Below are 12521 nucleotides of genomic sequence, written 5' to 3'. Positions count from 1 at the left end.
GCCCCTAAAGGTCGATCTGCCCTTGGGGGGGCGGGTCCGCCTGCGGTTCGGGCAGCGGCGGTTCGGGCAGGGGCGGCGGCGGCGGGGCATCCGCCTTGCGCCGGATGATGATGTCGCCGTTTTCCAAACGCTCTGGAGGCTCATAATGGCGCACGTCCCCGATCAGTTCGGCAAGCTGTCGCGCCATCGGTTCCAGATCGCGCAGGGATTGTGTCAGACCCTCAAGGCTGGGTTCCAGATCCTGCATCAACCCTTCAAACAACTGTCGCAAACCGCGTTCCACAAGGCCGAGCCCCTCTTCCGGCTCTTGGGCATGTGCGGGTGCTGCAAGGGCGAGACAGAGGGCGAGGGGGGCAAAAGCATGTTTCATCCCCAAGATATGGGGATGATTTTGCGTTCTGTCTAGTGTTCAGGCGGCTGGCAGATCAAGTGTCACGGGGAAATGGTCAGAGGCGGCAAGCAAGGCTTCGCAGAGTTCAGGCGCGCGCCAGCAGTGGGGATCATCCATCGGATGCCAGATGCGCCAGCGTGGTGCCCGCGCCGCCAGATCGGGTGACACCAGAATGAAATCCAAAAGCGCCCCGAAGTAACGTTTATGCACCGGATCATAAAACCGCGCCGAGGTGGGCATGATCCCGACCTTGCGGTTCAGCACCATCTGCGCATTGGGTTCATGCATGCGCATTTCGGGCGGGGCATCGGTACCCATCACGATCTCGATCCCCGATTTGCCAAACAGCTTTTCATATTCATCCAGTCCCGGCCCGTCGTTGAAATCGCCCATCACCAACAAGGGATCACCGGCCGCAAGATGGGTTTCAACCCGATTGCGCAGCCACAGACATTGCGCCAGCTGCTTGCGTCGGTTCTCGATCGCGACGCGCGTGACCTCATCGGCTGTGCGCGCGCTGTGGGGGACCTTGGATTTGGCGTGAACGCCGATTAGGCGCAGGGTTTGATTTGTGGCAAGATCGGTCATCTCCACCTCCAACGGTGGTTTGGAAAAGCGGATACGTTCAGGACGGGCGTCGGCATTCAGATCATGCCAAAATACCCCGTCAAAACGTGGCCCCTTTGCCGGATCACCTTCGGCGGGGGGCGCGCCGACTGGTTTATGGCTGGCCTCGATCCGGTCGGGATCATAGAGAAAGGCAATCTCTTGTTCGGTGGGGCTGGTAAACCCGTGCAGCGCGCGTGTGGTGCGCAGGCCGAAAAACCGCGCAAAATTTTCAAGCGCCCGCGTTGTCAGGCGGCGCGATCCGGTATCGGGTGCCTCGATCACCATGACGCCATCGGCATCCATCGCGGTAAAGACAATGCCAAGGGCGGCCAGCTGTTCGGCACGCGTGATGCCATAGCGGGCAGAGCGTTCATCATCGGCCAAAAGCCCGCCGTCGTCATCGAACAGCCCGTTGAACCATTCCACGTTATAGGTGGCAAGGCGAAGGGGTTTAGGCGGCGCGTCGGCCATTGATTTCTTCCCATGCGGCGTTGATGTCGATCATCCGGCGACTGGCAAGCTGTACCGCCTCGAGGGGGACACCGCGTGCGATCAGCCGATCTGGGTGGCTGTCACGCACGGCCTGTTTCCACGCAGCGCGCGCCTCGGACATGCTGGCATCTTGGGAAATACCCAGCACGTCATAAGGGTCTCGGGGGGCACCCTCGACAAAGCGGGCGCGCAGGCTGCGGAAACAAGCGTCGCCAAGGCCAAATATCCGTGCCACCTCTGCCAGAAAGGCATCTTCATTCGGGTGGTAATCGCCGTCTGCTATGGCAATCGTGAACAACCCCTCCAGCAGATCGACCAGGGTCTTGCTGCCCTCATCGGGAAAAATTGAGGCGATCTTGCGGGCGTAGGCATCAAACCCGGCAACATCCTGACGCGCAAGGTTAAAGACGCGCGCGGCATTGGCCTCTTCTTCGGGGGCGATGGTGAACAGGCTGCGAAAGGCGGCGACCTCATTGCGGGTGACCTGCCCGTCGGCCTTGGCTAATTTGGCCCCCAGTGCGATCACGGCTATGGTAAAGCCGACCGACCGTTCCGGCGTTGCCACCCGCGCCCCGCGCAGTCGGTCAAGCACGACCGAAAGCCCCTCACCCGCGGCGAGGGCGGCCAGCGCGTCATTGATACGGGTCCAGATAGAGCGTTCCATAGATCCTATGATAGCGTGGTCAGGGGGCGCTGTCATTCCAGAACGCGCAACCCGTGTGGCGTGGAAAACAGGGCCTGCATGGCCACAGATGGTCCTTGGGTGATGGCGACACGCGGATCATCCAGCACCCCGTCAAGGGCGGCGGCATCGGGGGTGATTACTTCAAGTCGGGTTAGCCTTACACCGCTGTCGGGCAGGCGTTGTGCGGGGTGCGCCCCTTGCCATTGGATCACCGCCGGATGCGCGCCTTTAAATGGTAATTGGCCATCCGGCGGGATTGCCATAAGCCAGCGCAAATCGCCGCGCGCAAGATCTGTAGGCACGCCAACGCCTAGGGGCAGCCCTGCCAATGCCTTATCCAGATCATCGCAGGCCAGCACCCAATTGGTCAGGCGAGGCCGCCCCGAGAAGTGGTCAAGGTCGAACCAGCGCGGATGGGGCGGGTGCGGCGCATCAGGGTTGACCGCAATCACCTCAAGATAGATATCACCCAATCCCATCAGCCGGTTATGGGTGGCCATCAGCGCATGCTCTCCGCCTGCGGCCAGCGACACACCCAGCGCGGTTTCAACGGCATCGACCCCTTCGGCAAGGGTGTTGGCCGACAGAACCAGATGATCAAAGGTCAGCATCGGCTTCGCCCTCGATCACATTCGGGGTGGCATTTAATGCAGAGGCAAGTGATTTGAACCGCGCCTGTGTCACCTCTCCGAACAGGTCCTTGCCCATCGGGGTCAGCGTCAGCTCCAACGTCCGGGTTGCGGGGTCCCACTTCAGGCTGCCCGCACTTTCCGGGCCACTGGCCGAGAGCATGGCGCCAAAGCGCATGGCCTTTCCCAAAACCTCGGCCTGCTGGATCTGCTCCGGGCTTAGCAGGGCAAAAAGCGGTTCGAGCCGTGATCCGGTTCGGCTGTTCTTGTAACGATGCAAAAGCGCCAGCCCCAAGAACACCCGCCCCTGATGGTCCAGCCCGCCAAGATTGGCGCGGGTGGCATTGTCGAAACAGACCTCGGCGCGGTAATCGGGATGGGCGCGCCAGGTGGTATCATGCAGCAGGCAGGCGGCCTTGATCAGCCGGGTCTCATCCTCGGTGACATCCTGGAAGATCGGCAACAAGAAATTATAGAGCTTCTTGCCAAAACCGGGCAGGCGGGCCGAGGTGATCTCTGCTGCGCGCGCCGCCTCGATCAGCGGGTCGCGGCTGCGCAGCTTTTCGTTCATCTGCTCATAGAGCAAACCTTCGCGGATACCATATGAGGATACGTCGATTTCGCTGGGTTCAAAGATGCGGATAATCTCGCGCAGCACCTCAGAGGCCAACGGCACCAAACCCATGCGTTCCGCGCTGGTGCCGGTACGGGCGCGCAAATCCGCCGGATCATTCGTTGCAATCCAGTCAAGCGTGTCGAGCGCGGATTGCGGCGTCATCCGGTATTCATGCAGCACGGTCAGCGGATAATTCCGGCGTTCCATATCCAGCCTTGCAATCACGCGCCACGACCCACCAACCAGATAGATCCGCTCGTTCTCGATCTCCAGCTTGGTTTTCAATTTTTTAAGGACGCGCTGAATGATCGCGCGACGTTGTTTTACACCGCCTTCGACCTGTTGCAACCGAAAGGGGCCGAGCTGTGACGATGCGCGCTTGCCCACTTTGCCGCCCGCGATACGCGCCAGCTCCATCGAGTTGCCGCCGATATCGCACATGATGCCCCTGGCACCCGGCCAGCCCAGCAAAACCCCTTGGGCCGACAGACGGGCCTCTTCATCGCCATCTACCACCCATAGTTTCAGGCCGGTTTCCGCCTCGACCCGGTCAGCAAAGGCGGGGCCGTCGCTGGCATCGCGCACGGCTGCTGTGGCCACGCAGGTCAGTGGCGAAATCCCCATCCCCCGCGCCAGAATGGCAAAGCGTTTAAGCGCCACCAGCGCGCGTTCCTTGCCCTTGGGGTTCAGCATGCCGGTTTCGGCCAAGCCCTTGCCCAGCCCCGCCATCAGCTTTTCGTTGTAAAAATATGCTGGCGATCGTGCCGCCCCGTCAAAAACAACCATACGGATGGAGTTGGAGCCAACATCCACCACGCCGAACCGGCTTAGGGCGCGGGCCGAAGGATCATCAAAAAGCGACCGGCCAAACGGATTGCCATCCTGAGGCGGTTCAGGCGGCGGCGTGGCGGCGACGAGTTTGGATTTGGCCATTGGCGTCTCTCTGCGGTGCTGCATGTGCTTGATGCCGCGTTGCAGCAAAAAGGTCAACGTGATTGATTAGCTCGCGGGCTCATCGCGACTGTGGGTAAGCTTGGGGACATCCTTTGCGCCGGCACTTCCCCGGCCTGAAAGCGAGGGGTTTTCCATAAAGAAGCGGTGACAGTTGAAAAGCTGCCCGTCCGTGGCGTCCAGTGTGCGGGTATATTTCCCATGGGCATCAAGCACCCAGCTTTGCGCCTCATCGGCCATATTGGCGGCCATTATCTGACTGACAATTTGCGCCTTGACGGTCGGGTTCTTGGCCTCGAACAGGGTTTCCACCCGGCGCGACAGGTTGCGTTCCATCCAGTCGGCCGAGGACATGAACACCCGCGCCTTCTTGGAGGGCAGGCCGTGCCCGTTGCCAAAGCACACAATGCGGGAATGTTCCAAAAACCGGCCCACGATGGATTTTACGCGGATGTTTTCCGATAGCCCCTTGATGCCCGGACGCAGCGCGCAGATCCCGCGCACCACAAGACTGATCCTGACACCTGCATTTGAGGCCGCATAAAGCGCATCGATGATGTCGGGTTCAACCAGCGCATTCAGCTTGACCCAGATCTCGGCGGGGCGGCCTGCGGCGGCATGTTCGGCCTCGGCGGCGATCAGTTCCTGCAAGCGGGGCTTGAGGGTGCTGGGCGCGATAGCAAGGTTTTCCAGACCCTCGGGCTGAACATAGCCCGAAAGATAGTTGAACACTTTGGTCGCATCACGGCCCAGCGGGCCATCACAGGTGAAAAACGACAGATCGGTATAGATGCGCGCCGTGATCGGGTGGTAATTGCCGGTGCCGTAATGGGTATAGGTGACAAGGTTTTCACCTTCACGCCGCACGACGGTACTGATTTTCGCATGGGTTTTCAGGGTCATAAAGCCGTAAACCACATGGGCGCCCGCACGCTCCAAACGGCGCGACTGGCGGATATTGGCGGCCTCGTCAAAGCGGGCCTTGAGTTCGACCAGCGCGGTTACGGATTTGCCGGCTTCGGCCGCTTCACAAAGCGCGCTGACGATGGGGCTGTCCTGACTGGTGCGGTAAAGCGTTTGCTTGATCGCCAGAACATCCGGGTCGCGCGCCGCCTGTTCCAGAAAACGTATGACCATGTCAAAGGTCTCATAGGGGTGATGCAGCAGCATATCCTTTTTGCGGATGGCTGCGAACATATCGCCCTCATGATCCTGCACGCGCTCGGGGATGCGTGGGTTGAATTTGGGCCATTGCAGGTCTTTGCGGCTGTCGAGAACCAGTTCCTTGAGGTCGGCAACCCCCAAAAGCCCGTGCAGTTCCACCACGTCATCATTGGTGACCTGTAGCTCTTGCATGATGATGGCGCGCAGATCCTTGGGCGCGCCGGCACTGATCTTCAGGCGGATCACCTCGCCGCGGCGGCGGCGTTTGAGGGCGGTCTCAAATTCGCGTACAAGGTCTTCGGCCTCGTCCTCTACCTCCAGATCACTGTCGCGCAGCACGCGGAATGTGCAGTGACCCCGGTCGGTATAGCCGGGAAAGAGCATACCCAGATGCAGCAAAAGCAATTCTTCCAAGGGTAAAAACCGGGCCTCGCCGCTTTGGGCAGGCAGCGGCACAAAGCGGTCAATTTGCTGCGGGATGGGCAGCAGGGCCTGCAAGGCGCGTTTGTCCTTTGCGCGCTCCAACTCCAGCGCGAGGCAGAAACCGGCGTTGGGGATGAAGGGAAAGGGATGCGCTGGATCAATCGCAAGCGGGGACAGCACCGGAAACACCTTGTTGAGGAAATGCTCCTCAAGATGTTTCAGATCATCTTCTGACAAATCGGCGCGGGTCTCAATCGCGATGCCCTGCGTATCCATTTCGGTGGTCAGGGCGTCAAAGACACTTTGTTGTGTTTGCAACAGCCGACGGGCATTTTCGTTGATAAGGACCAATTGTTCGGTAGGTGTGCGACCATCATCGGAAAGGGCAGGTTTGCCGCTGCGCATCAGGGCGCGGTAGCCTGCGACGCGCACGGTATAAAACTCATCCAGATTGGTGGCCGAGATCGACAAGAACCGCAAACGTTCCAGCAGGGGCACACCGGGGTTTGATGCTTCATCAAGCACGCGCCAGTTGAATGCAAGCCAGCTGAGCTCGCGGTTAAAGAAACGGTGCGGACCAAGGCGTTCGTCGTCAGGCAGGTCGATGGCATCGGGAAACGGCGCTACGAGAAAATCTGCTTGTGTCATTGGAGCGGGTTCTCTTTTGGCGAATGATTCCGGCGCAAGTTTGGCGGGGGGATCAGGGATTGTCCAGCACAGTTGCCGCCAAAGCCCGCGAAACCGGACTGCGGCGGGCAAGGGCTGCGGCGTCAAGCCGGGCGACCAGCGCGCGGGCGGCGTCAAAGCTGCGTTCCATCCGTGGCAGAAGATAGGAGACAAGGGCGGGGTTCACGCTGATCTGCCGGTCCGAAAACAGCTTGACCAGAACAGCGGCCAAAAGCGCGTCATCGGGTGCCTCCAGCCGTGTCAGCGGGGCCGCCTGCACCCGGCTTGCCAGATCGGCCAGCGTCAGACCCCAATCGCGCGGGGCGCTGGCGGCGGTCATAAGCAGCGGGGCCGGTTTTGCCGCCAGCATATTGTGCAGATGGAACATCGCCTCTTGTGCGCCGGAATGGCGGGGCAGGGATTCGCAATCCTCGACCACCACGGCGGGGGCTTTGGCGATGGCCGGCAGGTCGGCCTGCGCAAGACCTGCCGCAGCGACCAGTACCGCGCCCGACATATCGGACCAGACATGGGCCAGATGGGTCTTGCCCGAAGCGGGCGGCCCGGTCAGCACCATTTTCCCGCTGGGCCAGTCACGCCACGCATCCAGCGCCGCCAAGGCCTGCGCATTGGTTGCCGAGACAAAGAAATCCCCGCGCTCCAGTCCTGTGCGAAAGGGCAGATCGAAGGCCAGTTGATCGGTCACAGTTCATCTCTGGGAAAGACGGTGGCTTGTTCAACCCCGCGGTAAAGCAGGCTCTCCTTGTATTTCTCGGTCGCCCAACGCATCAAAACCCCGATTGCCGCCGTTACCGGAACTGCAACCAGCATGCCGACAAACCCGAAGGCAGAGCCGAAAGCCGAAAGCGCAAAGAGCAACCAGACGGGGTGCAGCCCCACCGAATTGCCGACAAGGCGCGGGGTGATGATATTGCCTTCCAGAAACTGGCCAAAGGCGAAAATCCCCGCGATGATCGCGATAGACACCCAATCCCCCCAGAATTGAAACAGCGCAAGCCCGATTGCCAAAGCGCCGCCCACCAAAGCCCCGACATAGGGGATAAAGGTAATCGCGCCCGCAATCGCCCCCACCAACAGCCCGAAATCCAATCCTGCCAGCATTAGGGCGACCGAATAAAACACACCCAGCACGATGCAAACGCTCAGTTGGCCGCGCACAAATGCCGCCAGAACCCGGTCGATCCGGCCCGCCAGAAGCCGGACGGTTGGCGCATGGTCGCGCGGCAAAAGCCCGTCGATACGCGCAATCATATTGTCCCAGTCCAGCAGCAGGTAAAAGGCCACCACCGGCACGACGACCATGAACAAGATCACGTTCAAGACCCCCAAGGCACTGGTAAACAGGGTCTTGGCCGCCTCGGTGCCCCAGCCTTTCAAAGTTTCACCGGCAGACAGAAGGGTTTGGCGTATTACGCTGTCTTCATTCAAAAGATCGGGGAACTTCTCGGTCAAATAGGCCTGAAGCCGTTTGAAAATTTCGGGGAATGCCTCAACCAGCCCGGTCAGCTGTGCAGCCAGCGAGGGGATGACGGCCAGCACCAAAAGCACCGTGACCAGCAGCACCGTCAAGGAGATCAGCGAGGTCGCAATCGCACGGCTCAGCCCCAGCCGTTCCAGCCGGTCGGCCACCGGATCAAGGAAATAGGCGATCGCCCCGCCCACCAGAAAGGGCGCCAACACCTGTCCCAATGACCACAGAATGGCCAGAAAGATGGCGGCTGCAATACCCCAGTAGGTCAGCTGTTTGTTTATCGGCAATGCCATTGCGCCCCCAGTTTTTGTTCCCTGACACATTGCCTATTGGCCCGTGATTTTCAAGGCCTCGGCGAAATGAGGGGGCGAACCCTTGCGAGGCGCGGCGATTCTGCCTAAAGCTGCGGGCCAAATCCCCTTGCCAAAAAAGGTGTCCCCATGCGGCTGACGCGCTATTTCCTTCCCGTTCTGAAAGAAAACCCTGCCGATGCGCAAATCGTCAGCCACCGTTATATGCTGCGTGCCGGCATGATCAAACAACAGGCCGCGGGGATCTATTCGTGGTTGCCACTGGGGTATAAGGTCCTCAAGCGGATCGAACAGATCGTGCATGAGGAACAGGTCCGCGCGGGCCATATCCCCTTGTTGATGCCTACTTTGCAGCCCGCCGATCTGTGGCGCGAATCCGGTCGCTATGATGATTACGGTTTGGAAATGCTGCGGATCAAGGACCGTCAGGGACGGGATATGCTTTACGGTCCCACGAATGAGGAAATGATCACCGACATTTTCCGCGCCCATGTCGGCAGCTACAAAGACCTGCCGCTGACGCTCTATCATATCCAGTGGAAATTCCGCGATGAGATGCGCCCGCGTTTTGGTGTGATGCGGGGGCGTGAGTTCCTGATGAAAGACGGCTATAACTTCGATCTGACCAAAGAGGACGCGCTGCACGCCTATAACCGCCATCTGGTCAGCTATTTGCGCACCTATGAGCGTATGGGCCTGCAAGCGATCCCGATGCGCGCCGACAGCGGCCCGATCGGTGGCGATGACACACATGAATTCCTGGTTCTGGCCGAAACCGGCGAATCCGAAGTGTTCTATGATGCCACCGTGACCGACATCAAACTTGGTGCGCGTGAGATTGATTACGACGACAAGGCGCAATGTGCCGCGGTGATGGAAGAGTTCACCTCGCTCTATGCCCGCACCGATGAGACCCATGACGCCGATCTGTTCGAGGCGGTCCCCGAGGAACGCCGAAAATCTGCGCGCGGCATCGAGGTCGGGCAGATCTTCTATTTCGGGACCAAGTATTCCGAGGCTATGGGCGCCACGGTTGTCACCCCTGACGGGGGCCGCGTGCCGGTTCATATGGGCAGCCACGGCATCGGCGTGTCGCGTCTCTTGGGTGCGATCATCGAGGCGAGCCATGACGACAAAGGCATCATCTGGCCCGAAGGCGTCACCCCGTTCCATTGCGGGATCGTGAACCTCAAGCAAGGCGACGAGGGCACGGATGCGGCCTGCGAGGAGATCTATAAGGCGTTGCAAAAGGCCGGTCTGGACCCGCTTTATGATGACCGCGACGAACGGGCGGGGGCCAAATTTGCAACGATGGACCTGATCGGCCTGCCGTGGCGGATCACCGTCGGGCCGCGTGGTTTGAAAAACGGTGTGGTTGAGCTGACCAGCCGTCGCACCGGCGAAAGCGAGGAAATGACCGCAGAGGCCGCTGTTGAGCGGGTCACACAGGTCTATGCCGGGATCTGAGGCCATGGGGCGGGGGCAATGATCGCCCGCGCCCTTGCCCTTGCGGGCGGGATCTCGGGGGCGGCTGGTTTGTCGCAATACCCCGAGTTCTCGCAGCAATATATCCAGCGGCTTGGCGGGCAGGTTGATGCACTCACCTTGGTGGTTGAGGAATTTGACCGCTCTGCCACGGCCAACGGGCTGACACGCGCGGCTGCTTTGGACCAAATGCAAGGCACCGCGTTTCTGACGGCCCGCAAGGCGGATATGGAACGCGCTTTTGAGCGGCAGGCGTGCTTGTCGCAAAACCTTACATTCCTGCGTCTTGCCACCCCTGTTGAGCGGATCACCATGCCGCACCGCATGGCCGATACCGATACACTGCGCGCCACTTGGGCGGATTTTCGCCCCGCTGTCCCCTTGACCGTGGCGGGGGTGATTGCGGCGGCTTTGGGGTTTTTGGGCGGCTGGGGCGCGCTGCGCCTGTTGTTGTGGCCCTTGCGGTGGCGCGCGCCGCGGACCGTGCCGAAACCTTGATTGGCCAAGGCTTGACCCTGTACCGCAATTCCCGCAGGTTCGCGCCAAATTGCATCCCGCCCCATCAAATGGAGACCCGCCGTGTCAGCCCCTGCATCCCCCCCGCCTTTTGCGGCTTTTGAATGGATGATCGCATGGCGATACCTGCGCGCCAAACGGGCCGAGGGGGGCGTCTCGGTAATGACATGGATCAGCCTGATCGGCATCACCCTCGCCGTATTTGCGCTGATTGCCACGCTGTCGGTGCGGGCGGGGTTCCGGGCGGAGTTCGTTGATACGATCCTCGGGGCCAACGCCCATGTAACGATCTATGCCGCCCGCCATGAAACGGCTGACGGTCGCAGCATCAGCAGCTTTGAGGATTACGACGCGGCGGCGCGCGATGTTGCCGCGCTGGAGTTTGTCACCCGCGCCGCGCCCATGGTGCGCGGACAGGTGATGATCACCGCAAACAGCCGCAATGCGGGGGCTGAGGTCTACGGCATGCGCGCCGAGGATCTGCGCAGCATCCCTCGTGTGGGTGAGGGGGCCGATGCCGAGGGGGATCTGGCCCGCTACGGTGAAGGGATCGCCATCGGCTCGGGCATCGCGCGGGAATTGGGCGTTGGTTTAGGCGACCGTATCCGGCTTATTTCCCCCGACGGGGTTAAAACCGCCCTTGGCACCAGCCCGCGGGTTTCGGCCTATGAGGTGGTCTATATCTTTACCGCCGGGCGCTATGACATCGACCGCACCCGCATCTATATGCCGCTGCAAGAGGCCCAGACCTATTTCAACCGCGAGGGTTTGGCCGACGAGCTGGAGGTGATGGTGACGGACCCGGACAATATTGGCACCGACGCGCAGATCGCCTTGATGCAGGCTGCGGGGCCCTATGCCAATGTCTGGACGTGGAAGGACAGCTCGGGCGGGTTTTTGCGGGCACTGGATATCGAGGATAACGTGATGTTCGTCATCCTTTCGGTCTTGGTGCTGATCGCGGCGATGAACATTGTGTCGGGGCTGATCATGCTGGTGAAGAACAAGGGCCGCGATATTGGCATCCTGCGCACGATGGGGCTGACCGAAGGGTCGATCTTGCGGGTTTTCTTTATCTGCGGGGCGTTTACGGGGATCATCGGGACGGGCTTGGGCGTTTTGCTTGGCTGTCTGTTCGCGATCTATATTGATCCGATTTTCTCATTGGTGAATTATATCTCAGGCGGTGGGGTCTGGGATCCGGCAATCCGCGGGATCTATGCGCTGCCTGCCAAGCTGCAATGGGGGGATGTGATGGCGGCGGTGGGGCTGTCGCTGGGGCTTTCCTTTGTTGTGACCATCTTTCCCGCGCGCCGTGCCGCACGGATGAACCCTGTTGAGGCGCTGCGCTATGAGTGATGTGATGCTGTCGCTGGAAAATGTGACCAAGGCCTATAACAAGGGCAAACCGGCCGAGGTGGTGGTGCTGCGCGGGGCCTCGCTTTCGGTCGCGCGCGGTGAGGTGGTGGCATTGGTCGCGCCCTCGGGGGCGGGGAAATCCACGCTTTTGCATATTGCGGGGCTGCTCGATACGGCTGATAGCGGGCAGATGCGGCTGGATGGCACCGATCTTGCGGGGCTGTCGGATCGTGCCAGGACACAGGCGCGGCGGCGCGATGTGGGGTTTATCTATCAGTTCCACCACCTGCTGCCCGAATTCACCGCGCTGGAAAATATCATCCTGCCGCAACTTGCCAATGGCACCCCGCGCAAAGAGGCCGAGGCCCGCGCGCGGATGTTGCTCGATCAGGTCGGCGTCGGCCCCCGCGCCGATCATCGCCCTGCGGCCCTGTCGGGCGGCGAACAACAGCGCATCGCCTTTTGCCGTGCCTTGGCGAATGGCCCGCGCCTGCTTCTGGCGGATGAGCCGACGGGCAACCTTGATCCGGGCACCTCGGATCAGGTGTTCGGCGCGCTGATGACATTGGTGCGGGAAACCGGCCTTTCGGCCCTGATCGCCACCCATAACATGGAGCTGGCGGCGCGGATGGACCGAGTGGTGCGGCTGGAGGCGGGGCGGGTGATCCTTTAGGCGGCTCACGAAAGGTTCAAGCAGATGTGTGCCCTGTGACGCGCGATCAATGCTAGGAC

12 protein-coding genes are annotated in these 12521 nt (G+C 60.8%); 4 read left to right on the top strand and 8 right to left on the bottom strand.

The window, feature by feature from the left end; translation table 11 throughout:
* Nucleotides 1-4 precede the first annotated feature (4 nt).
* The 8 genes from AKU94_RS04035 to AKU94_RS04000 form a co-directional block, all read right to left on the bottom strand.
* On the bottom strand, nucleotides 5-370 hold the full coding sequence (locus AKU94_RS04035) for a hypothetical protein (protein WP_050526047.1): 366 nt from the start codon (nucleotides 368-370) through the stop codon (nucleotides 5-7).
* A gap of 39 nt (nucleotides 371-409) precedes the next feature.
* On the bottom strand, nucleotides 410-1471 hold the full coding sequence (locus AKU94_RS04030) for an endonuclease/exonuclease/phosphatase family protein (protein ID WP_050526046.1): 1062 nt from the start codon (nucleotides 1469-1471) through the stop codon (nucleotides 410-412).
* Nucleotides 1452-2156 carry a molecular chaperone DjiA gene (locus AKU94_RS04025; RefSeq protein WP_050526045.1) on the bottom strand — a complete coding sequence of 235 codons (705 nt, stop codon included), beginning with the start codon at nucleotides 2154-2156 and terminating at the stop codon, nucleotides 1452-1454. The genes AKU94_RS04030 and AKU94_RS04025 overlap by 20 nt, the downstream gene beginning before the upstream one ends.
* A gap of 32 nt (nucleotides 2157-2188) precedes the next feature.
* On the bottom strand, nucleotides 2189-2788 hold the full coding sequence (locus AKU94_RS04020) for a VOC family protein (protein WP_050526093.1): 600 nt from the start codon (nucleotides 2786-2788) through the stop codon (nucleotides 2189-2191).
* Nucleotides 2775-4355, bottom strand: a complete 1581-nt coding sequence (locus AKU94_RS04015; RefSeq protein WP_050526092.1) for a Ppx/GppA family phosphatase — start codon at nucleotides 4353-4355, stop codon at nucleotides 2775-2777. Before AKU94_RS04015 ends, AKU94_RS04020 begins: the two co-directional genes overlap by 14 nt.
* Before the next feature lie 66 nt (nucleotides 4356-4421).
* Nucleotides 4422-6608 carry an RNA degradosome polyphosphate kinase gene (locus AKU94_RS04010; RefSeq protein ID WP_050526044.1) on the bottom strand — a complete coding sequence of 729 codons (2187 nt, stop codon included), beginning with the start codon at nucleotides 6606-6608 and terminating at the stop codon, nucleotides 4422-4424.
* A gap of 52 nt (nucleotides 6609-6660) precedes the next feature.
* Complete coding sequence (locus tag AKU94_RS04005; protein WP_050526043.1) at nucleotides 6661-7332, bottom strand: P-loop NTPase family protein; 672 nt, start codon at nucleotides 7330-7332, stop codon at nucleotides 6661-6663.
* The gene (locus AKU94_RS04000) at nucleotides 7329-8411 is read right to left on the bottom strand and encodes an AI-2E family transporter (RefSeq protein ID WP_050526042.1); all 1083 of its coding nucleotides are present in this window, start codon (nucleotides 8409-8411) and stop codon (nucleotides 7329-7331) included. The genes AKU94_RS04005 and AKU94_RS04000 overlap by 4 nt, the downstream gene beginning before the upstream one ends.
* Nucleotides 8412-8558: 147 nt before the next feature.
* On the opposite strand from AKU94_RS04000, the gene proS reads away from it, so the two are divergent.
* The 4 genes from proS to AKU94_RS03980 all read left to right on the top strand — a co-directional run bounded on the left by proS (nucleotide 8559) and on the right by AKU94_RS03980 (nucleotide 12462).
* Nucleotides 8559-9896 (top strand): proline--tRNA ligase, encoded by a 1338-nt coding sequence (gene proS / locus AKU94_RS03995; protein WP_050526041.1) that lies wholly within the window; start codon nucleotides 8559-8561, stop codon nucleotides 9894-9896.
* 18 nt (nucleotides 9897-9914) lie between these two features.
* The gene (locus tag AKU94_RS03990; RefSeq protein WP_050526040.1) at nucleotides 9915-10412 is read left to right on the top strand and encodes a DUF2937 family protein; all 498 of its coding nucleotides are present in this window, start codon (nucleotides 9915-9917) and stop codon (nucleotides 10410-10412) included.
* A 126-nt stretch (nucleotides 10413-10538) separates the two neighbouring features.
* Nucleotides 10539-11789 (top strand): lipoprotein-releasing ABC transporter permease subunit, encoded by a 1251-nt coding sequence (locus AKU94_RS03985; protein ID WP_050526091.1) that lies wholly within the window; start codon nucleotides 10539-10541, stop codon nucleotides 11787-11789.
* Nucleotides 11782-12462: an ABC transporter ATP-binding protein gene (locus AKU94_RS03980; protein WP_050526039.1), complete on the top strand. Its 681-nt coding sequence runs from the start codon at nucleotides 11782-11784 to the stop codon at nucleotides 12460-12462. The genes AKU94_RS03985 and AKU94_RS03980 overlap by 8 nt, the downstream gene beginning before the upstream one ends.
* The last annotated feature ends 59 nt before the right edge of the window (nucleotides 12463-12521 follow it).

Source organism: Pseudorhodobacter aquimaris (genome assembly GCF_001202025.1).
In the GTDB taxonomy this organism is placed as follows: Bacteria; Pseudomonadota; Alphaproteobacteria; order Rhodobacterales; family Rhodobacteraceae; genus Pseudorhodobacter; species Pseudorhodobacter aquimaris.
Note: the sequence above shows the minus strand (reverse complement) of the source record. Positions and strands in the feature narration are given on the sequence as shown.